Source organism: Nocardioides sp. cx-169, from assembly GCF_021083605.1.
Lineage (GTDB): Bacteria > Actinomycetota > Actinomycetes > Propionibacteriales > Nocardioidaceae > Nocardioides.
Map to the genome: position 1 here is coordinate 76,790 of NZ_JAJNRO010000016.1, position 20,328 is coordinate 97,117.

Genomic DNA, 20,328 nt, shown 5'->3' on the forward strand with positions numbered 1-20,328 from the left:
CGCCTCCCCGGGATGCGGCCCAGCGGCGCCTAGCATGCCCCTATGAGCAGAGGGCTCCTCGAGGTCGCCGTGCTCCACGCGCGCGACGTGCCGGGCTGTGAGCGCGGCGGTGCCGACCGGCTCTCGCTCGCCGTCGAAGGTGAGGGTGAGGGTCGTACGCCGGACCTGGCCACCGCCGCCTCCGTCATCCGGGCCACCGCCCTGCCGGTGCGGGTGATGCTGCGCCTCAACGACACCCTCACGACGACCGGCGGCGAGTTCGTGCGCCTCGTCGGCCTGGGCGAGGAGCTCGTCTCCCTCGGCGCCGAGGGGGTCGAGTTCGGCTTCCTGGACGCCGACCTCGAGGTGGACGTCGAGACCTGTCGCGCGCTCGCATCCGCGCTGCCCGGGGTCCCGTGGACCTTCCACCGTGGCATCGACCGGGTCCTCGAGCCGGCCCGCTCCTGGCGCCACCTGACGGCCGGCCTGCCGGGCCTGAGCGCCGTACGCTCCGGGGGCTCGCCGCAGGGCCTGACCCACGGGTACGACGACCTGCTCGCCCTCGCCGAGGCCGACCCCGACGTGGCGCGGCTGCTGATGCCGGCCGGGGGACTGCTGCCCGAGCACGTGCCGTGGCTGCTGCGCGCCGGGGTCCGCCAGCTGCACGTCGACGTCCAGGTGCGCCCCGGCGCGACCACCCGCTCCTACGTCGACGCCGACTTCGTGCGGTCGTGGCGGCTGATCCTCGACGACGCGGCGTCCCGCTCGGCATGACGGTCCTGATCGACCCGCCCAACGCTGCGGGCCACGGCCGCCTGTGGTCGCACCTGGCCAGCGACGCCTCCTACGCCGAGCTGCACGAGTTCGCGCGGGGGCTGGGCATCCCCGAGCGTGGCTTCGACCGCGACCACTACGACGTGCCGTCGGAGTGGTACGACCGGGTGGTCGCCTCGGGCGCGGAGCCGGTCAGCTCACGCGAGCTGGTCGCCCGGCTGCTCGCCGCCGGGCTGCGCCGCCGCAAGCCGCGCTAGCTCCGCCTCGACGTTGGCCCGCGCGGGGCCCTCCCAGCGCTCCTGGGCGTAGGCGGTGTGGAAGAGGCGGGGCTTCGAGAGCAGGTCGCGCAGGACCGCCCGCCGTCCGGTGACGAACACCTCGTCGGGGAGGTGGGCGTAGTCGACGCGCACGGCCGCGACGTACTCGGTGTAGCGGGCGTCGTCGGCGGCGAGGATCCCGAGGTCGGCGTCGGAGAGCGCGCACCCGGCGCGGTCGTCCGGCTCCGGGCGATGGGTCTCGGTCAGCCGCACCAACCGCGCGACCTCGTGGACCAGGGGGGCGTCGACGAGGTCCGCCAGTGCCATCTCGGCCCACACCGCCGAGCGCTCCTCGGCGTCGCGCTCGCCGTCGTAGACCGCGTCGTGGAACCACGCGGCCAGCACGACCGGCACGCGCTCGTACGTCGCACCGTGGGCGGCCAGGTCCTCCAGCCGCCCCAGGACCTCGGTGAGGTGCCGGGTGTCGTGGTAGCCGCGCGCCGGGTCGGCGTAGGCGGCGAGGAGCTCGTCGCGCAGGCGGGTGTCGCCGGTCAGGGGCCAGGCCGAGAGGAGGTCCACCCTGACAGTCAAACAGGCATCGCCCACCGGCGCCCGACTCGCCGCGTCAGGACGCGCGTCGCGCGCCCATCGCCCAGCGGATGGTGCCGGTCGCCGCGGTGCCGAGCGCGCGTACGACGGTCCGCTCGGAGACCGGCAGCCACGGCAGGCGGAGGGGGCGCCGGGTCCAGCGCGGCATCAGGCCCACGGCGGCCGCGACCAGCACGCCGTACGGCGCCCGCGCGGCCAGCGGCAGCGGCGGCTTGAGCATCAGGAAGCGCACGGCCTCCCGCGCCTCCGGCGTGCCGCGCAGCTCCGGGCCGTAGGCCGCGAGCGCCTCGGCCAGCTCGGCCTCGGTCATCGGCGGGTCGACGACGCCGAGCCGGCGCGCGACCTCGGCGGTCTGGGCGACGTACTCGTCGCGCCGCGCCTGGTCCAGCGGCTCCTTGCCGTAGACGGAGTGGGCCCGCAGGAAGCTGTCGACCTCGGCCACGTGCACCCAGCGCAGCAGGTGCGGGTCCGAGGCGGCGTACGGCGTGCCGTCCGGCATGGTGCCGACCACCCGCTCGTGGATCGAGCGCACCACGTCGACCGCCTGCTGGGCGTCCTCGGCGGTGCCGAACGTGGTCACCGCCAGGAAGCGGCTGGTCCGGTTGAGGCGGCCCCACATGTCGCCCCGGAAGCCGGAGTGCTCCGAGACCGCGCGCATGGCGGCGGGGTGCAGCGTCTGCAGGAGCAGCGCGCGGATCCCGCCGACGAACATGGACGCGTCGCCGTGCACGCGCACGATCGCGCTGTCCGGGGGGAACCACCGCGGCCCGGGGGTCCCGTGGATCCGCGCCGCGTGCTTGGCACCATCGGGTCCGGCGACCCTCAGGAAGAGCGCGCTGCCCAGCCTTTCGCGTACCTCGCCGACCGTCGCCACCACCCGACCATCGTGGCAGGGGCACCAAAGCGGGCCCCTCCTGCTCGGGGGCGGCGCGGTCGTGCTCAGGGCGCTCGTCTCGATGACGGGGCGGCCGGCACGGTTACGACGCCCGCAGTCGGGGCAGGGTCGGGTCATGACCCAGCCGACGACGCCGCCCCCGCCGCCGTACCAGCCGCAGCCTGCCCCGCAGGTGCCGCCGCACCTGCCGCCCCCGCCCACCTCGCCGCCGCCCAGCGGCCCCCCGTCGGGCGGACTCCCGCCGGTCCCCGCCCAGCAGCGCCAGCCGGCACCGCCGGCCGCCGACCCGAACGCCGGCTACCTCGTGCTCACGCTGCAGGGCAACGTGATGACCAGCAGCATGATCCCGCCGAAGGTCCGGCTCAACGGCTACCCCGTGGCGACGTCGTACGGCCAGAACGTGCTGCCGGTCCCACCGGGGCGCTGGCACCTCGACGTCTCGTGTCAGTGGCTCAAGGAGTTCGGGCAGGCGGCGATCGACGTCGACGTGACCCCGGGGCAGCACGTGCCGATCTTCTACGCGGCGCCGATGCACCAGTTCACGACCGGCAGCATCGGCTTCGAGAAGCAGCCCCGCAAGGGCGTCGCGGTGTTCGCGCTGATGATGGCACTGCTGGTGGTGCTGGTGAGCCTGACGGTCGTGCTGGCGATCCTGTAGCGCTCAGGCCGGCAGGTCCTCCGCGTCGACGATGCGGTAGGCGTAGCCCTGCTCGGCGAGGAAGCGCTGGCGGTTCTGGGCGAAGTCGGCGTCCACGGTGTCACGGCTCACGATCGTGTAGAAGTGCGCCGAGCGGCCCTCGGTCTTGGGTCGCAGCAGCCGGCCCAGGCGCTGCGCCTCCTCCTGGCGGGAGCCGAAGGAGCCGGACACCTGGATCGCGACCTCGGCGGAGGGCAGGTCGATGGAGAAGTTCGCGACCTTGCTGACCACCAGCATCCCGATCTCACCGCTGCGGAAGGCCTCGAAGAGCCGCTGGCGCTCCTTGACGGGCGTCTCGCCCTTGATGACCGGCGCCTCCAGCGCCGCGGAGAGCTCGTCGAGCTGGTCGAGGTACTGGCCGATGACCAGCGTCGGCTGGCCCGGGTGCTGCGCGACGAGGTCCCGCACCACCTGCACCTTGTGGTGGGTGCACGACGCGAGTCGGTAGCGCTCCTCGGGGTCGGCCGTCGCGTAGGCGATCCGCTCGTGGGTGGGCAACGTGACCCGCACCTCGACGCAGTCGGCCGGCGCGATCCATCCCTGCGCCTCGATGTCCTTCCACGGGGCGTCGTACCGCTTGGGCCCGATCAGCGAGAACACGTCGCCCTCACGGCCGTCCTCGCGCACCAGCGTCGCGGTGAGCCCGATCCGGCGGCGGGCCTGCAGGTTGGCGGTCATGCGGAAGATCGGCGCCGGGAGCAGATGGACCTCGTCGTAGACGATCAGCCCCCAGTCGCGGGCGTCGAGCAGCTCGAGGTGCGAGTAGACGCCCTTGCGGCGCGTGGTCATCACCTGGTAGGTCGCGATCGTGACGGGCCGGATCTCCTTGACCGCGCCGGAGTACTCGCCGATCTCTTCCTCGGTGAGCGTCGTGCGGCGCACCAGCTCGTCCTTCCACTGCCGCGCGCTCACCGTGTTGGTGACCAGGATCAGCGTGGTGGCCTGCGCCTGGGCCATCGCGGCCGCGCCGACCAGAGTCTTCCCGGCGCCGCAGGGCAGCACCACGACCCCGGACCCGCCGTGCCAGAACGACTCGGCCGCGTCGCGCTGGTAGTCGCGCAGGTGCCACTCCGACTCGTCGAGCGCGATCGGGTGCGCCTCACCGTCGACGTACCCGGCGAAGTCCTCGGCGGGCCACCCCAGCTTGAGCAGGGCCTGCTTGAGGTTGCCCCGCTCCGAGGCGTGCACCACCACGGTGTCGTCGTCGAGGCGCTCACCGATCATCCCGGCGACCTTCTTGGCGCGCAGCACCTCCTCGAGCACCGGCCGGTCGTTGCTGACCATCACCAGCCCGTGGACAGGGTGCTTCTCCAGGCGCAGCCGGCCGTAGCGCGCCATGGTCTCGGCGATGTCGACCAGGAGCGCGTGCGGGACGGCGTACCGGCTGAACTCCAGCAGCGTGTCGATCACCTGCTCCGCGTCGTGCCCGGCGGCGCGTGCGTTCCACAGCCCGAGCGGGGTGAGCCGGTAGGTGTGGATGTGCTCCGGAGACCGCTCCAGCTCAGCGAACGGCGCGATCGCCCGCCGGCACGCGGCGGCCTGTTCGTGGTCGATCTCGAGCAGGAGGGTCTTGTCCGACTGGACGATGAGGGGGCCGTCGTTCACCTGGTGAGTCTACGGACCGGGTGAGTTTCACCGGGTCCCCGGTGAAACTCCTGCCTCCCGCATGAAGTTTCGTAGAGGAGGCGTGTGTTTAAACCGGGGGCCGGGGTAACTAACCGCACCACCACAAGCCCACAACGCGAGCGCCTCGGCCTGGGCCTTGCGGCGGGCGCGGTACGCCGCCACGTTGGCGCGCGAGGAGCAGCGCTCGGAGCAGTAGCGGCGCGAGCTGTTGGGGGAGGTGTCGACGAAGACGTGGTCACAGGAGGCGGCCTCGCAGACCCCGAGGCGGGTGGGACCGAGGTCGCAGACGAGCTTGGCCAGACCGAGGAGCGCCTCGCCGACGAGCAGCTCGGCGACCGAGGCCGCCTTGGCGGCGACGTGCAGGTGTAGGTCGTCGCCGTCGTGGTCGGAGATCCGCGGGGTGATCGGGTGGCGCACCATCAGCTCGTTGAGGCCGTCGACGACGCCGCGCGTGTCGGCGGCGGCCGACGCCTCGAACACCGGGCCCAGCTCACGCTGGAAGCGCCGCAGCTGCTGGAGGTCGCGCTCGGTGCACTGCTCGTGCAGCCACCCGCGGCCGTCGAGGTGGTCCACGAGCGCCTCGATGTCGCGCAGCTCGGTGTTGAGCAGACCGGCGGAGCGCTCGGCGTACCTGACGAAGTCCGCGCAGCGATTCTACGAACGGCTGTCCAACGACTTCACGTTGGTGATGCGGTGGACGGCGAAGGTGCGCACGTCGTCTGCCCGGTGGTCGCGCGCGGTGAGCTGCCCGCCCTCGACCGAGAGCGGGTCGACGATGCGGTCGGTGGCGGTGCCGTGGTTGTCGACGTAGCCGATGAGCACCGAGCCGCCGGCCTCGATCGCCTCGCGCAGTGCGGCCAGCGAGCCGCTGGGCGACAGGGTGGACCCGGACGCCGGCCGCGACGCCGCAGCCCGGTCGCCGGAGCGCACGGCGGTGATGGTCGCGGCGATCCTGGCCGCCTCGTGGGCCGTCGCGGTCGCCGCACGGCGACCGCGCGGGATGCGGGCGCGGAGCTGGTCGGGCCGGGTGACCCGCACTGTGCCGTCGGCGGCCTCGACAACCGGTGCCGCCCCGAGGTCGCGCAGCCGGGGGAGGAGCACCTCGATCGGGGTGTCGCTCACGATCACCGTCGGCGCCAGCCGCCGCAGCCCGAGTGCTCCGGCCTTGGGGTCGTGCAGCAGCTCGGTCAGGGCGGCCTCGTCGTCGGAGCGCAGGAAGGACTCGGCCTGCCCCACCCGGATCGCCCCGAACGTGCGCACCGTGTCGTCCACGAGGTAGGTCAGCGGCTGTGGGACGGGGGTGCGCGAGACCGTGCCGAGGAACTCGTGCACCTCCGCGGCCGTCCAGCCGAGGTCGAGCGCCCGGCGTACGGACGCCGGCGTGAAGCGGTACGTCGTCGCACCCCCTCGTGACTCCACGTCCGCCACCAGCTGCAGCCGCCGTGCGAGCGAGGACTCCAGCGGGCCCGGCGCCACGGCGGTGAGGTCGGCCTGGATGAGCACGTGGTCGACCGGCTCGGGCAGCAGGGCCGCCATCGTGTCGTGGGGATCGCCGCCGTCGAGCAGGACCCGCGCGTACGACGCCAGGCCGCCCAAGCCGGTGAGACCCAGCGCCGCGGCCTCCTCGACGGCCCAGGCGACCTGCTCGGCCCGCGAGCGCGGCCGCCGAGGACGCAGCCAGGCCAGCCGTGCCACGAGGGACGGAAGCCCGGTGCCGGCGGCGAGGACGGCGCCGGGCGGCAGCTCGGCGAGCACCCGCAGCGTCATGGCCCGGGACTCCGGCATGGTCCGCGCGGCGAGCTCGGGGGTGAGGACGTTCCACGGTTTGCCGGCCGCGTCGCGGCTGCCGACCAGGCCGGGCATCCGCGGGCTCTCCAGCCACGAGCGCGCCACGCTCGCCCACCGGGCCGGCACGTCCTGGGCGGTCCAGGTGTCGAACACGTCGGTCGGCACCCACACCAGGTTGCCGTCGGCGTCGGCCCGCGAGGCGAGGAGCCCCGCGGTGGAGGCGGTCTCGACCAGCAGGGCCGCGGCGCGTTCGTCGACGTGCAGGAAGTTCGCCGCGGCCTTCAGCTCGCGGACCCCCAGTCCGCCGCTGCGCAGGGCAGGCGGAGGGTGGGTGCCCCAGTGGTCGAGCAGCAGCTCGAGGCGGCGTACGAGCTCGAAGGCGGCACCACCCGCGACCCGGTCCACCAGGGCGGGCTCACGCTGCGTGGTCGAGAGCGCAGGGATCTGGTCGACCGGCTCGGTCGTGGTCCGGCCGCCCCGCAGCGCCAGGCCGACCTCGCCGGGCAGGACCACGGTGCCCGTGCCGCGCGGGACCAGCAGCCGCCGGGAGAGCAGCTCCTCGGCGGGAGTCGCGGCCTCGCTCGGCAGCAGTGTGTGGCGCGCGGCACTGGTGGTCGCCTCGCCGCCCTGCTCGAGGACGTGGTCCAGCAGCGCCCGAGCCGGGGCCGACAGCTCGGCCAGACCCTCCTTGACCTGGGCGGGCGTCAGCGGCTCGGCGCTGCGCGGTCGCAGCCCGCTCACGCCGGCCTCCGGACCGCCGGTCAGGGCCTCGGCGACCCCGGTGAGCGGACGCAGCCCGGAGGTCGAGTCCCAGACCAGAGCGAGCCCGCGCAGACGCTCGATGGCCGCCTCCACAGCACCCGGCGCGGCGTGCACGGTGGAGCCGAGTTCGGCCGGTGTGGTTTGACCGCTGACCACCAGGGCATCTAGGACACAGAGCTCGAGACGCGTCAGAGTGTCGAGGGCACGGACGACCGACGTACGCACGGCAGCGCGCGAGGCGAGCTGACCGAAATCATGAGGGGCGGGAGTGGCGAGATCGGGACGCTCGGAGAGCAGGGTCGACAGCCGCTCGTCCGTCCAGCTGCGCAGCTGGTCGGCGAGCGATCGGAACCCCCTCGTCGTACTCATCCTTCCCACGCTATCCGGCCGCGCCATCCCGGGAGGCAGAAGATGACCGGTGTGGAGCTGCACCACGGGGCCGCCACGGACGTGGGGCTGGTGCGTGAGGCCAACGAGGACGCCTTCCTGGTCGCGCCGCCGGTGTTCGTCGTGGCCGACGGCATGGGCGGCCACGACCGCGGCGACGTCGCCTCGGCGATCGTGGTGGAGGAGTTCGCGCGGCTCGCCGACCAGGGCTACGACCCGGCGCGCGGAGCCGCCGTCGTCGCGGAGACGCTGGAGCAGTGCCAGGCCCGGATCGCGGAGTACGACGCCAGCCAGCGTGCGCAGGGCGCTCCCGACTTCTCGGCTGGCACCACCGCGGTGGTCGCGCTGCTGATCGAGCAGTCAGGCGAGCCGAAGTGGCTGCTGGCCAACGTCGGCGACTCGCGCGTCTACCGCTACAACCACGGGGCGCTCGAGCAGGTGAGCGTCGACCACAGCCTGGTGCAGGAGCTGGTCGACTCCGGTGCGATCACCGCCTCCGCCGCCGCGGTGCACCCCGAGCGGCACGTGATCACCCGGGCGCTCGGCGGCTCCGGCAGCACGGAGGCCGACTACTTCGTGCTGCCGCTGTCCGCCGCCGAGCGCCTGGTGCTGTGCTCCGACGGGGTCAGCGGGATGATCGACGACCGCCGGATGGAGGAGATCCTGGGCGCCGCGGACGACCCTCGCGACGCCGCCGACCAGATGGTCGCGGCCGCGGTCGCCGCGGGTGGGCGGGACAACGCGACCGCAGTGGTCGTCGATGTGGTGGGATTGGTCGCCGAGACCCCGTACGACTCCGAGCGCCAGCGGGTGAGTCTCGAGGAGAAGTTGGGAGCCCTGCCATGACCCAGGACGTCAGCACGTGGTCCTACCGGCCCGGAGACTGGCTGGCGATCTTCGGCGCCGCCACGACCCTGCTCCTCCCGGCCAGCGAGAAGGCCAGGGCCGCCCAGCTGTGGGACAAGGTCGACGGAGGCGCCGGCTTCGCCGAGACCCTCGACGGGGTGGTCGCCCCGGGTCTGAGCGCGCTGCCGGCCTTCGTGCTGATCGGCACCGGTGAGGGGCCGACCAAGGTGATCGTCCGCGGCGCCGGCGTCCGCGCCACACTGTCGACCTCCGAGGACACCGTCGTCCTCGACGGGTCGACGGCCACCATCTGGCACGAGCGCTCCCTGGAGGGGGTCACCGCGCTGAGCGTGGAGGTAGAGGACGCGCCGTCGGGCCCCGACTACCGCATCGAAGGCGGCCTGGTCCGGGTCTCGCGCCTGGACCTGCCCCCGCACGGCGCAGACGCGCCCGCCCCGCCCGCCGTCGTCGAGCAGCCCCAGACCGAGCGCCTCGACGTCCCGGCCCATGCCGCCGCTCTGGACGGCGAGGAGGAGCCGGCGGACGCCGACACCGGCGACCTCGGCGACGGGGAGAGCCGTGGCCTCAGCCTCATGGAGCCGGTGCCGGAGGCCGACTCGGAGCCGGACACGTCCGGCCTCGTGTGGGCCGACGAGGGTGGCAGCGAGCCGATCGGGGCCGCGGACCCCTCGGGAGGCCCGTTGCCTCCCCTGCCTCCGCCGCCGATGCCCGGCGTCGCTCCGGTCCCCGGGCCGCCTCCGGCCGACGCGACGACGCCACCCGCGTCCGCCGCCCCGCACACCGACCACGACGGGCTGACCCAGGCGGGGGCGTCCACCGGCGAGTTCGCCCGCGAGCAGCCCGGCATCCCGGGCCAGCCGCCCGCGCCCCAGGTGACCCGGCCCGTGGCCCGGCTGGTGATCTCCAACGGCGACACGGTCGAGGTCGACCGTGTGGTCCTGATCGGGCGGGCGCCGGAGGCTCGCCGGTTCACCGCGACCGAGCAGCCCCGGCTGATCACCGTGCCCAGCCCGCTGCACGAGATCTCCTCCACCCACGTCGAGGTCCGGCCCGGCTCCGGCGCCGACCACGGCAGCGCCGTCGTCACCGACATGGGCTCCACCAACGGCACCGTCCTGGTCCAGCCCGGGCTGGGGCCCGAGGACCTCAAGCCGGGCATCGCCGTGCAGCTCATCCCGGGGGCGATCATCAACCTCGGCGACGGGGTGACCATCCAGGTCACCAACCCCTGACCCGAGAGACGGACACATGAGCGTGCCGCAAGACGCCACGACGTACCCGCCTGCCGAGCTGGACCGTCGCTTCTACGCCTTCACGATCGATCGGCTGCTCGCGTGGAGCCTGTACGCCGCCGCGTCTTACGCCGCCTACATCTGGCTCCTCGAGCCGGGCAACGTCGCCGGTGGGGTCGCCCTGATCGCCGGCACCGTGCTGCTGCTCGGTCTCCTCTCCGCGCTGCTGCTGGGGCTCAAGGGCACCTCGCCCGGCAAGGCGCTCGTCGGTCTGCGGGTGGTGGAGGACGAGTCCGGCAGGCCGATCGGCGTGGCCCGTGCGCTGCTGCGCACGCTCGTGCTGGGCATCGCGACCCTGCCCACGGCCGGGCTCGGCGTCGCGACGCTGGCCTGGACCGCGGTGATGGATCCGGCCAACCAGCGCCGCGGGTGGCACGACCACCTCAGCCACGGGGTGGTCGTGGACGTCCGGCCGGCGCCCGAGGTCGAGGAGGAGGAGGATGTCCGTCCACGGCAGCTCGTGAACCTCACCGCCATGCGCCTGGTCCCCGCCCCCGCCGCAGCTCCCGTGTCCACCCCGGCGCGCGCGCCGAAGCCGACCTCGCCGCCCGCACCGCGGGCCCCGCGACCCGCCGCGCCGCCTCCGGCCGCCCCCGTGGCTGCTCCTGCTGCCCCTGCTCCGCCTCCGGCTCCTCCGGCACCGGCACCGGCACCGGCGCCTCGCCACGCGGCCCCTGTGGCGGCGCCTCCCTCGGCCGCCCCTGCGCCGCAGGCCGCCCCGCCAGCCGCCCCGCCCGCCCAGCCGGCCCCGGCCCGTGTGCCGGCAGCAGCGCCGGCCGCGCCGACCCGGGTGTCGCAGCTCGGTCCGCCGCTGGTGCCCGAGCCCAGCCAGGTGCCGAGCTGGCGGGTCACCTTCGACACCGGCGAGACCTTCGTCGTCGAGGGCCTCGCCCTCGTCGGGCGCCGGCCCGAGGCACGGGCGGGGGAGACCGTGGCGCACCTGGTGCCCCTGCGCTCCACCGACATGTCCCTGTCGAAGACCCACGCCCAGTTCCAGGCCACTCCCTCCGGGGCGCTGGTGGTGATGGACCGGGGCTCGACGAACGGCTCGGTCGTCATCCGGCAGGGGGTCTCCAAGGCGCTGACCGCCGGGCGGCCCACGACGCTGCTCGCCGGCGACACCGTCCGCTTCGGTGACCGGCAGATGAGGGTCGAGCGCGCCTGACGCGACCCGTCAGAAGCTGACCGTCCACCCCGCTGACCCGTCACAGGCTTTCTGACGGGTCAGCGGTTCACTCGGCGTCGGGGACGTCCTCGAAGATGTCGGGGCGGCCGACGAAGTGGGCCCGGTCGAGGGGCCAGACGAGGGCGAAGACCTTGCCGACGACGAGGTCGACCGGGACGAACGCGCCCTCGGGGTCGCACGCGCCCCCGCGGCCGACGCACAGCCGGGCCGAGGAGTCGGCAGACGCGCTGCGGTTGTCGCCCATGACGAACAGCTCGCCCTCGGGCACCGGGCCGGCGGTCCAGTCGCAGGCCGGCCCGGGCATCGGCCCGTCGCACTTCTGCGGCTGGATGAAGCCGTCCTCGTCGAGCGGCTCGCCGTTGACCTCGAGGCGCCCCGCCTCGTCGCAGCAGACGATGGTGTCGCCCTCGACGCCGATGACCCGCTTCACGAGGTGGCCGCCGCTGGGATACAGACCGATCTTCGTGAGGGCCTTGACCAGTGGGCTAGTCGGCTCCGGAGCCACTCCGCTGAGCCAGCCACCCGGGTCCTCGAAGACGACCGCGTCCCCGCGGGACGGGGAGCCGCCGAACCAGTACGACACCTTCTCCACCAGGATCCGGTCGTTCTCGACCAGACCGGGCTTCATCGAGGCGGACGGGATGTAGAACGCCTGGACGAAGAAGGTCTTGATGACCAAGGCGAGCACGACCGCCACCGCCAGCAGGATCACGGTCTCGAGCCACAGCGGGAGCTTGCGCTTCGCGGGCTCCGGGGGGGTGGTGGCGTCGGACACGCCTGGACCCTACGCCAGCCCTCCACCCCGGCTGGCCAGCCGTGCGTCATCGGGACAGGTCGTCGGCCTCGGTTCAGGGCTTGCGTCCGCGCCGTGCCTTGGCCTTGTCCACGGCGGACTTGATCTTGGCCTGGTTGTGTGGCTTGCGGGCCTCGTCGTAGACCTTCTTGGCGATCCCGATCGCGGCCGCGCCTCGTAGCAGCTTCATGAGCCACCAGTACCCGGTCGGCGCCGGCCGCACACGCGTCAGCGGAGGATGATGGGGACCCGGGTCTCGGTGCCGCCGGCACCCCGCCAGACGAGGTGGCCGTCGTCGGAGCCGCGTCCGGCGGTGTGGACGGTGTAGGTGCCGGTCTCGCCCGGCTGCAGGCGCAGGGCGGCGGGGGTGATCCACACGTGGCGTCGCGTGAAGCCGCGGGCGCTCGAGGAGAAGTAGAACGTGCGCCGTCCCACATTGGTGACGGTGCGTGTCACCGCGCGCTGACTCGGACCCATGACCACCGACGGGGTGTTGAGGAGGCGCCGGCGGTCCTCCCACCAGGCGCGGTAGGCGGCCGGGTCCTGGTCGTGCACCAGACCGGGACGCTCGGCAGCGCTGGGTCTCAGGAGGCCGGAGCCCGCCCGGGTCACCGGCGTACGGCGGACCTCGGAGGCCGTCGTCGCGAGCGCGGAGCGGGTCGCCACGGCCGACCAGCCGTGGCGGGCGCGGAGCACCGCGGCGGCGCCGCTCACAGCGGCGGTGGCCGCCGACGTTCCGGTCACGAAGTCCCAGCGGAGCCCGGCGACCGACGGCGGCACCGCCCCGAGGACGCCGCCCGCCGGGGCGACCAGGTCCGGCTTGACCAGGCCGGTGGCCGCATCCCCGGCACCGGACCACGGGGCCACCCGTGCCGGGCCTCGGGTCACGCCCGCTGGCCGCAAGGAAGCCCGGGAGCCGGGGTGACCGGCCAGCCAGCGCAGGAGCACCCGCCCTGCCGCGCGGTCGAGATGGACGGTCGGGACCCGGTGGAAGTCGGCGTCGATCGAGCCGGGCCGGACGTTGACGAGGACCATGCCGACGCCGCCGGCCAGCGCCACGGCCTCCGACTTGTCGACGCGCCCGACCCCGCCCCGCTCGCACACCACGAGGCGCCCACCGACGGCCGCGGCGTCGAGGCTGCCGGGGGTGCAGGTCCTCGCCTGGCGCTGCGAAGCCTCGGTCGTGCGCGCGCTGGCTCCCCGTACCAGGCGGGCCGGTGAGGTGGGCCTGGTGGCGATCATGGCGCCCTCCAGGTCCGGTGCGCCCGGGAGGACGACGGTGCCCCGGCGGCGCTCGCCGAGAGCCCCGCCGACCGTGGTGACCCAGGGGCTGCGGTGGGCGGCCGAGCCGTCGTTACCCGCCGCCGCCACCACGGCGATGTCCGCCTCCGCGGCGCCGAGCAGCGCGAGCTCAACGGTGTCGATGCGTGGGGGGCCGTCGACGGCGAGGCCGAGCACGTCCACGCCGTCGCGGGTCGCCTGGTCGACCGCGGCCACCACGTCCGCGGTGGCGCACCCGTCGTCAACCGGGTCGGGAGCGCTCCAGCACGCCTTGTAGACGGCTAGCCGGGCGCGCGGGGCGACGCCGCTGTAGCGCTCCAGGCGCAGGTCGTGGACGCGGACGTCGACGCCCGCGTTGCCGGCCGCGACCGCGGCCATCTGGGTGCCGTGGCCGTCGTCGTCGCGCGCCGAGAGATGGGAGGCGTCGCGAACCCGGCCGGCGCCGAACCCGTCGACGTACCAGCGTGCGGAGACCAGCTTGCCGTTGCACACCGGGGCCGCCTCACCGGACTCGCAGGCCCAGCCCCGGCCCGCCAGACCCCGTCCCAGCTGCGGCACCCGCGCGAAGAGGGGGCCCTCGGGGGCGATGCCGCTGTCGACCAGGCCGATGACCGCCCCCGCTCCGCCCGTCGTACGGCGTGAGGCCGCGGGCCCGGCCGCCGTCGGCCCGGCCGGTCGGGGAGCGGACGCCGTCAGCCGGCGCACGGCGTTGCGCTCGACGAGAGCGACCCCGGGGTCCTCCGCGAGCGCGTCGGCCTGGGCCGCGGTCAGGGCGACCGCGACTCCGTTGAGGGCGGTGGTCCAGCGATACACCGGCTCGGCCGCGCCCACTCGCCGCAGGAGCCGGTCCTGGCGGGCGCGCATCGTGGCGGGGGTGAGCCGGTCGGCGTCCGGGTCGCCCGCGGTGCCCGGCCCCGCCAGGGTCACCAGGTACAGCGCGGTGGCGGGCTCCGCGCTCTCCGAGGCGGCACGACCGGGGGCCGAGAGGCCGGCAAGCGCGGTGGCGGCGAGCGCGACGAGGACGGCCAGACGCGACGCGCGCCGGCCGTGGCGTCGTCCTGCTCGGCGCACGGTGCCCCCTGTTCCACCTCGGTGATGTCGTCCATTCTGTCTCGCCCACCTCGGCAGTGACACCCTTTCCCACACGGCCCCCTACGCTGAGGGCGTGCCTGCCTCCCCCCTCGTGGTCGGCTTCGACCTCGACATGACCCTGATCGACACGGTGCCCGGGTTCGGGGCCGTGCTCGAGGTCCTGGGCGCGGAGCTGGGCGTGGCCTTCCCCGTCGCGGAGATGTCGGCCCGCCTCGGGCCGCCACTCGAGACCCTGCTCTCCGGACACCTCGACGAGGAGGCGGTCGGGCCGGCGGGCGACCGCTTCCGCGAGCTGTACCCCGACCACGCCATCGCGTCGGTGCCCGTCCTCTCGGGGGCCCACGAGGCCCTGGCCGCCGTACGCCGCCACGGCGGCCGCACGGTCGTGGTGACCGGCAAGTTCCCGGCCAACGCCCGCCTCCACCTCGACCACCTCGGCCTGGACGTGGACGTGCTGGAGGGGTGGGTGTGGGGGGTCGGCAAGGCCGACGCCCTGCGCCGCGAGGGGGCGTCGGTCTACGTCGGGGACCACGTCCACGACGTCGAGGGCGCGCTCGCCGCGGGAGCGCTCAGCGTGTCCGTGCTGACCGGCGGCTGCACCCGCGAGGAGCTCCTGGCCGCAGGCACCCACGTGGTGCTCGACGACCTGCGAGGTTTCGCGTCGTGGCTCGACGCCCACATGGCCTAGTCTTCCCAGTCGTGCTCGGAAACGCCGGGCGGTGCTCGAGAGGTGGAGCCGTGCCCACAGGCAAGGTGAAGTGGTTCGACGCCGGCAAGGGCTTCGGCTTCCTGTCCCAGGAGGACGGACCGGACGTGTACGTCCACTCCGACGCGCTCCCGGAGGGGACGACGAGCCTCAAGCCCGGCACCCGGGTGGAGTTCGGGATCGCCCAGGGCCGTCGCGGGGAGCAGGCCCTCCAGGTGCGGGTGCTCGACGCCCCCACCTCGGTCTCCCGCAACCAGCAGCACGCCAAGCGTCGTCCTCCCGAGGACATGGTGACGATCGTCGAGGACCTGATCCGCCTGCTCGACGACCTCGGCGAGGGCTACCGCCACGGCCGTCACCCCGACGCCCGCACCGCCAAGCCCACCGCCAAGCTGCTGCGCGCGCTCGCCGCCGAGCTCGAGCTCTGAGGACCCCTCAGGCCGGCGCCGCCTGGGCCGCGGCGCGTCCGCTCCGCGGCCGGCTCGCGAGCACGAAGAAGGCCCACGCGGCGAGCACGACCGCGGCGACGCCCAGTCCCAGGCGCGGGTAGAGCGGCAGCGCGATGCCCACGAAGCCGCCGATCACCCAGGCGAGCTGCAGCGTGGTGTCGCTGCGGGCGAACGCGCTGGCCTGCACCTGCGGGCGCACGCCGGACTGGATGGTCGCGTCCAGGGACACCTTGGCCAGCGACTGCGCGAGGCCGGCGGTGAGGCCGATCAGGGCGAGCATCAGGATCCCGTAGAAGAGCCCCGCCAGCGCGATCACGATCGCGTCGGCCAGCAGCGCCACCACGACGGTGATGGCGGGGTTGATCTTCTTCAGCAGCGAGGCACACACGATGCCGAGGGTGTTGCCCAGCCCGGCCCCGCCCACCACGACGGCGAGCAGCAGCTCGGGGGCGTAGTCGCCGATCGGGTTGTCGCGAAACAGGAACGCCATGAACATCGTGAGGAACCCCGACAGCCACCGGGGGCCGCAGTTGGCGCGCAGGGCGAAGGACACCTCGGGCGGGATCCGGGTGCCCCGGCGCCCGGCGCTGTCGCCACGCCGCAGAGTCATCTCCTGCTCACCGGCGCTGGAGTCGACCTTGGCCGGCAGCCGGATTGCGGCGATCGTGCCCAGCACGAACACCAGGAACGCGAAGCGCAATGACCACTCGGCGCCGAAGGTCGCGGCCAGCCCGGCGAACGGCGCCGCCACCCCCGCGCCCACCACGCCCGCCAGCGAGACCCGGCCGTTGGCCTTGACCAGGGTGACCTCGTCGGGCAGCAGCCGGGGGACGGCGGCCGCACGCGTCACGCCGTACGCCTTGGAGGTGACCAGCACCCCGAGCGTGGCGGGGAACAGCCAGATCGAGTCGTTGGCGACGGCGTCGGCCAGGACCCAGCACAGGAAGCCGCGCAGCGCGAAGGTGCCGCCCATGGCCCACCGGCGACCGTGGCTGAAGCGGTCCAGGAACGGGCCGATCAGCGGGGCCACGATGGCGAACGGCAGCATCGTCAGCCCGAGGAACAGCGCCACCTGCCCGCGTGCGTCGCTGGTCGCGCCGGCGAAGAACAGGGTCCCGGCCAGCGAGATCACCACGGCGGCGTCGGCAGCGGCGTTGCACGCGTGCAGCTCGATCAGCCGCGACAGGCCGGACTTGTCCGCCCCCTGGGCGTCGGCGGCGCGACGCGCCTGTCGCACCGTGAAGGAGCCGGCGCGGCCGGTGACCCGGGCGGCCACCCGTACGCCGCGGCCGGTGACCCGCGCGCTCGCTCCGAGGCCGCGGCCGACCGCCCGCGCCCGGCCGCCGGCACCCGGCGTCGGAGGGGGCTCCGGGGGCGGCGTCGTCATGGGCCCATCCTGCCCGTTCGCGCCCGCGCGTGTGGTGGACACCCCGGCCCGACCTGACAGCCGAGGTGGGAATGAGTCATGCTGTCGCTCGTGGCGATCATCGTGCGCAGCAAACCGGACCCCGTGAGCGCGGCCGCCGTCGACGAGGCCCGCTCGGCCCTCCTCGAGGACGTGCCCGCCTCCGACGTGGGGGAGCACCTCGGCTCCCAGGCGGAGGGCGAGCGCGTCGTCACGCACCTCTTCGCGTGCAACCGCAAGGGCTACGTGGGCTGGCGCTGGTCGGTGACCGTCGCCAGGGCGTCGCGTCAGAAGACCGTCACCATCGACGAGATCGTGCTGATCCCCGGCGACGACGCCATCGTGGCGCCCGAGTGGGTGCCCTACCGCGAGCGGCTGCAGCCCGGCGACCTCTCGCCGGGTGACCTGCTGCCGGTCACCGACGAGGACCCGCGGCTGGTGCCGACGTACTCGTTCGGCGACGACCCGCTGGACGCCGACGACAAGGCCCAGATCCGCATGGTCGCCAAGGACCTGGGGCTCGGCCGGGTGCGCACGCTCTCGCCCGAGGGCCGCGACCTCGCGGCGCAGCGGTGGTACGACGGCGACGCCGGCCCCGGCTCGCCGATCGCCCAGGCAGCACCCGACCACTGCCACAGCTGCGGATTCCTCGTGCGGCTGGCGGGCCCGCTGTCGGAGACCTTCGGGGTCTGCGCCAACGGCGATGCCAACGACGACGGCCGCGTGGTCTCCTTCGACCACGGCTGCGGCGCCCACTCCGAGGTGCGCCTGGCCAAGAAGCACGAGCGCGAGCCGATGCCCGAGCACGCGTTCGACACGCTCACCAGCGACGACTACGAGCTCATCTGAGCGCTGCACCAAAGCAGGGGCCCGACCGGTGATCCGGTCGGGCCCCTGCTGCGAGTGAGCGGAGAGCTACTTCGCGGCTGCCGCGGCGGCGTCGGCCTCGGTGTCGGCGCCCTCGGTCGAGAGGTGGCCGCCCTTGTCCTCGAGGTGGGCACGGACGAACCAGTGGAACAGCTCGAGCTGCTCGGTCTGCCCGATGAACACGTCCTCGGTGACGGGGTCCAGCTCGCCGAGCTCCTTGATGCCCTCGCGGTAGCTGCCGATGACGCCCTGGTAGACGAGATCGAGCGCGCCCAGGTGCTCCTGCGTGGTGGCCCGGCCGATCGAGTACTCGTCCCAGTCGCGGGCCTTGACGAGGGCACCGGGCGTGCCCACCGGGGAGCCGCCCAGGGTGGCGATGCGCTCGGCCAGGGCGTCGGCGAAGCCACGGACGGCCTCGACCTGCGGGTCGATCATCTCGTGGACCGCGATGAAGTGCGGGCCTACGACGTTCCAGTGCACGTGCTTGAGGGTCAGGTGCAGGTCGTTGCAGGCGTGCAGGCGGCTTTGGAGGAGAGCGACGACCCGCTTGGCGTCGGTCTGGCTCATGCCGGGGACGGTGTAGTGCAGCTTCGAAGTCATGCTCGCCGGTTACCCGCCAGGTGCGGCGTCAAACCATGGGTCGTGCGGCTCACACCGTCAGGGCGTGGGCGCGTCGTCCGGCCGGCCGGCCGGCTCGTCGAGCACCTCGCGCTCGGTGCGGGTCGCGCGCCGGCGCTTGCAGTACTCGAGCCCGAAGAGGCCCAGCGCCACCCCGCACAGGCACATCCACAGCCACCAGGTGCGGTCGTCCTCGGCCAGCCGGCCGTAGAACGGGAGCAGGGCCACGAAGGCCAGCAGGAACAGCGCCGTGCCGACCTGGACGGTCCGGACTCCGTCGACGTCGAGCGGCTCCACGTCGGCCAGGAGGTAGGTGCGGCTCCTGAACTCGTGTGCCATGGGTTGGTCGTCGCGCAGCTCCACGGTCTCACGGTAGTCGATGGGGTAACGACCCTCGCGGATGTCTGGAATGCTCAGCCGCTGTGACGACCAGCACTCATGCCCCGCGCGGCGGGATCGACGGCTACTTCAAGATCAGCGAGCGCGGCTCCACCGTGGCACGGGAGGTGCGCGGCGGCGTCGTCACCTTCTTCACGATGGCCTACATTGTGGTCCTCAACCCGCTCATCCTGGGCTACGCGAAGGACATCGACGGCAAGTACCTCGGTGGCGGCGACGACCCGAACCTCGCGGTGATCGCGGCCGGCACCGCGCTCGTGGCCGGTGTGCTCACGATCCTGATGGGCGCGGTCGCCAACTTCCCCCTCGCGATCGCTACCGGGCTGGGGCTCAACGCCTTCCTCGCCGTGGCCGTCGCCTCGCAGATGACGTGGGCCGACGCCATGGGACTGGTCGTCCTGGAGGGGCTGCTGATCCTGCTGCTGGTCCTGACCGGTTTCCGCAAGGCGGTCTTCCACGCCGTGCCGGCGCAGCTCAAGGTCGCGATCTCGGTGGGCATCGGGCTCTTCATCGCGCTGATCGGCTTCGTCGACGCCGGCTTCGTACGCCGGATCCCCGACGCCGCGAACACGACTGTCCCGGTGCAGCTCGGCCAGACCGGCCAGCTGGCCGGGTGGCCGGTGCTCGTGTTCGTCCTCGGGCTGCTGCTCCTGATCGCGCTGTGGGTGCGTCGGGTCCGTGGGGCCATCCTGATCTCGATCGTGGTCATGACGCTGGTGGCCATCGTCGTGGAGACGATCGGCGACCTGGGCGCGTCCGACAAGAGCCCGACGGGCTGGGCGCTGACCGTGCCGTCGTGGCCGGGGGACCTCTTCGACCTGCCCGACCTCGCGACGCTCGGCGAGTTCTCGCTGCTCGGCTCCTTCGAGTCCGTGGGGATCGTCTCGGCCATTCTGCTGATCTTCACGCTCATGCTCGCGGACTTCTTCGACACCATGGGCACGATGACCGCCATCGGCGCTGAGGCGGGCCTGAACGACGAGGACGGCACCCCGCCGCACGCGCAGCGCATCCTCATCGTGGACTCCCTGGCCGCAGTGGCCGGCGGCGCGGCCGGCGTCTCGTCCAACACGTCGTACATCGAGTCCGCCTCCGGCGTGGGCGAGGGCGCCCGCACCGGGCTCGCGTCGGTCGTGACCGGCGTATTGTTCCTGCTCACCGTCTTCTTCGCCCCGCTGGTCGCGATCATCCCCTCGGAGGCCGCGGTCCCCGCGCTGGTGCTCGTGGGCTTCCTGATGATGCAGCAGGTCCTCGGCATCCAGTGGGCCGACGTCGAGATCGCCATCCCGGCCTTCCTCACGATCGTCCTGATGCCGTTCACCTACTCGATCTCGGCGGGCATCGGCGCCGGCTTCGTCTCCTTCGTGCTGATCAAGCTCGTCGTCGGCAAGGCCCGCCAGGTCCACCCGCTGCTGTACGGCGTCGCGGCGCTGTTCGTCGTCTACTTCGCGATCCAGCCCCTCACCGACTGGCTCACCTGAGCGTCCAGCCGTCACCACGCTGACCCGTCAGAGACTTTCTGACGGGTCAGCGTGATCGAGGCCTCACCGCGCTCGGAGCGAGCTCGGAATAGTTAGCACGGGTAATGACTTACGCTAA

General features: G+C 73.6%; 21 protein-coding genes and 1 pseudogene. 10 read left to right on the forward strand and 12 right to left on the reverse strand.

Annotation, left to right across the window (positions count from 1 at the left end; translation table 11 throughout):
* Nucleotides 1–42 precede the first annotated feature (42 nt).
* Both LRP67_RS18900 and LRP67_RS18905 read left to right on the forward strand, forming a co-directional pair.
* The gene (locus tag LRP67_RS18900) at nucleotides 43–753 is read left to right on the forward strand and encodes a copper homeostasis protein CutC (protein ID WP_231271701.1); all 711 of its coding nucleotides are present in this window, start codon (nucleotides 43–45) and stop codon (nucleotides 751–753) included.
* Nucleotides 750–1,010, forward strand: coding sequence for a DUF4031 domain-containing protein (locus LRP67_RS18905; protein WP_231271702.1), 261 nt, complete (start codon nucleotides 750–752; stop codon nucleotides 1,008–1,010). The genes LRP67_RS18900 and LRP67_RS18905 overlap by 4 nt, the downstream gene beginning before the upstream one ends.
* On the opposite strand, the gene LRP67_RS18910 is transcribed toward LRP67_RS18905, so the two are convergent.
* Nucleotides 951–1,589 (reverse strand): hypothetical protein, encoded by a 639-nt coding sequence (locus tag LRP67_RS18910; protein ID WP_231271703.1) that lies wholly within the window; start codon nucleotides 1,587–1,589, stop codon nucleotides 951–953. The two genes, LRP67_RS18905 and LRP67_RS18910, sit on opposite strands and share 60 nt — an antisense overlap.
* 46 nt (nucleotides 1,590–1,635) lie before the next feature.
* Nucleotides 1,636–2,496 (reverse strand): oxygenase MpaB family protein, encoded by an 861-nt coding sequence (locus LRP67_RS18915; RefSeq protein WP_231271704.1) that lies wholly within the window; start codon nucleotides 2,494–2,496, stop codon nucleotides 1,636–1,638.
* 133 nt (nucleotides 2,497–2,629) lie between these two features.
* On the opposite strand from LRP67_RS18915, the gene LRP67_RS18920 reads away from it, so the two are divergent.
* Nucleotides 2,630–3,172 (forward strand): hypothetical protein, encoded by a 543-nt coding sequence (locus LRP67_RS18920; protein WP_231271705.1) that lies wholly within the window; start codon nucleotides 2,630–2,632, stop codon nucleotides 3,170–3,172.
* A gap of 3 nt (nucleotides 3,173–3,175) precedes the next feature.
* Here the strand turns inward: LRP67_RS18920 and LRP67_RS18925 are convergent, their stop codons facing one another.
* The 4 genes and pseudogenes from LRP67_RS18925 to LRP67_RS18935 form a co-directional block, all read right to left on the reverse strand.
* Nucleotides 3,176–4,816, reverse strand: a complete 1,641-nt coding sequence (locus tag LRP67_RS18925) for a DNA repair helicase XPB (RefSeq protein WP_231271706.1) — start codon at nucleotides 4,814–4,816, stop codon at nucleotides 3,176–3,178.
* Between the two features lie 27 nt (nucleotides 4,817–4,843).
* Nucleotides 4,844–5,164, reverse strand: a complete 321-nt coding sequence (locus tag LRP67_RS22075) for a CGNR zinc finger domain-containing protein (RefSeq protein ID WP_374107431.1) — start codon at nucleotides 5,162–5,164, stop codon at nucleotides 4,844–4,846.
* A pseudogene (locus tag LRP67_RS22080) lies at nucleotides 5,165–5,467 on the reverse strand (ABATE domain-containing protein); the annotation flags it as partial.
* 24 nt (nucleotides 5,468–5,491) lie between these two features.
* Nucleotides 5,492–7,756 (reverse strand): helicase C-terminal domain-containing protein, encoded by a 2,265-nt coding sequence (locus tag LRP67_RS18935; RefSeq protein ID WP_231271708.1) that lies wholly within the window; start codon nucleotides 7,754–7,756, stop codon nucleotides 5,492–5,494.
* A 42-nt stretch (nucleotides 7,757–7,798) separates the two neighbouring features.
* On the opposite strand from LRP67_RS18935, the gene LRP67_RS18940 reads away from it, so the two are divergent.
* The 3 genes from LRP67_RS18940 to LRP67_RS18950 are packed head-to-tail and all read left to right on the forward strand — an operon-like array spanning nucleotide 7,799 to nucleotide 11,098.
* Nucleotides 7,799–8,620 (forward strand): PP2C family serine/threonine-protein phosphatase, encoded by an 822-nt coding sequence (locus LRP67_RS18940; protein ID WP_231271709.1) that lies wholly within the window; start codon nucleotides 7,799–7,801, stop codon nucleotides 8,618–8,620.
* Nucleotides 8,617–9,873: an FHA domain-containing protein gene (locus LRP67_RS18945; protein ID WP_231271710.1), complete on the forward strand. Its 1,257-nt coding sequence runs from the start codon at nucleotides 8,617–8,619 to the stop codon at nucleotides 9,871–9,873. Before LRP67_RS18940 ends, LRP67_RS18945 begins: the two co-directional genes overlap by 4 nt.
* 16 nt (nucleotides 9,874–9,889) lie before the next feature.
* Nucleotides 9,890–11,098, forward strand: a complete 1,209-nt coding sequence (locus LRP67_RS18950) for an RDD family protein (protein WP_231271711.1) — start codon at nucleotides 9,890–9,892, stop codon at nucleotides 11,096–11,098.
* Nucleotides 11,099–11,165: 67 nt separating this feature from the next.
* Here LRP67_RS18950 and lepB read toward each other — a convergent pair whose 3' ends face one another.
* The 3 genes from lepB to LRP67_RS18960 all read right to left on the reverse strand — a co-directional run bounded on the left by lepB (nucleotide 11,166) and on the right by LRP67_RS18960 (nucleotide 14,264).
* Entirely contained in the window at nucleotides 11,166–11,894 is a 729-nt protein-coding gene (gene lepB, locus LRP67_RS18955; RefSeq protein ID WP_231271712.1) for a signal peptidase I, read from the reverse strand.
* Nucleotides 11,895–11,967: 73 nt separating this feature from the next.
* Nucleotides 11,968–12,102 carry a hypothetical protein gene (locus LRP67_RS21645; protein ID WP_269211812.1) on the reverse strand — a complete coding sequence of 45 codons (135 nt, stop codon included), beginning with the start codon at nucleotides 12,100–12,102 and terminating at the stop codon, nucleotides 11,968–11,970.
* Between the two features lie 38 nt (nucleotides 12,103–12,140).
* A complete protein-coding gene (locus tag LRP67_RS18960) occupies nucleotides 12,141–14,264 on the reverse strand; it encodes a S8 family serine peptidase (RefSeq protein WP_231271713.1) in 2,124 nt (707 codons plus the stop codon).
* Nucleotides 14,265–14,358: 94 nt separating this feature from the next.
* Here LRP67_RS18960 and LRP67_RS18965 point away from each other — a divergent pair, with 94 nt between their 5' ends.
* On the forward strand, nucleotides 14,359–14,973 hold the full coding sequence (locus tag LRP67_RS18965; RefSeq protein WP_231271714.1) for an HAD family hydrolase: 615 nt from the start codon (nucleotides 14,359–14,361) through the stop codon (nucleotides 14,971–14,973).
* 50 nt (nucleotides 14,974–15,023) lie between these two features.
* Nucleotides 15,024–15,419 carry a cold-shock protein gene (locus LRP67_RS21650; protein ID WP_269217231.1) on the forward strand — a complete coding sequence of 132 codons (396 nt, stop codon included), beginning with the start codon at nucleotides 15,024–15,026 and terminating at the stop codon, nucleotides 15,417–15,419.
* Between the two features lie 7 nt (nucleotides 15,420–15,426).
* On the opposite strand, the gene LRP67_RS18975 is transcribed toward LRP67_RS21650, so the two are convergent.
* On the reverse strand, nucleotides 15,427–16,827 hold the full coding sequence (locus LRP67_RS18975; protein WP_231271715.1) for an MFS transporter: 1,401 nt from the start codon (nucleotides 16,825–16,827) through the stop codon (nucleotides 15,427–15,429).
* A 78-nt stretch (nucleotides 16,828–16,905) separates the two neighbouring features.
* Between LRP67_RS18975 and LRP67_RS18980 the strand changes: the two genes are divergently transcribed.
* Nucleotides 16,906–17,694 carry a DUF3027 domain-containing protein gene (locus LRP67_RS18980; RefSeq protein ID WP_231271716.1) on the forward strand — a complete coding sequence of 263 codons (789 nt, stop codon included), beginning with the start codon at nucleotides 16,906–16,908 and terminating at the stop codon, nucleotides 17,692–17,694.
* 66 nt (nucleotides 17,695–17,760) lie between these two features.
* Here LRP67_RS18980 and LRP67_RS18985 read toward each other — a convergent pair whose 3' ends face one another.
* Nucleotides 17,761–18,312, reverse strand: a complete 552-nt coding sequence (locus LRP67_RS18985; protein ID WP_231271717.1) for a Dps family protein — start codon at nucleotides 18,310–18,312, stop codon at nucleotides 17,761–17,763.
* Nucleotides 18,313–18,369: 57 nt separating this feature from the next.
* Nucleotides 18,370–18,693, reverse strand: a complete 324-nt coding sequence (locus LRP67_RS18990; protein ID WP_231271718.1) for a DUF2530 domain-containing protein — start codon at nucleotides 18,691–18,693, stop codon at nucleotides 18,370–18,372.
* Nucleotides 18,694–18,752: 59 nt separating this feature from the next.
* On the opposite strand from LRP67_RS18990, the gene LRP67_RS18995 reads away from it, so the two are divergent.
* A complete protein-coding gene (locus tag LRP67_RS18995) occupies nucleotides 18,753–20,210 on the forward strand; it encodes an NCS2 family permease (protein ID WP_231271719.1) in 1,458 nt (485 codons plus the stop codon).
* Nucleotides 20,211–20,328 lie beyond the last annotated feature (118 nt).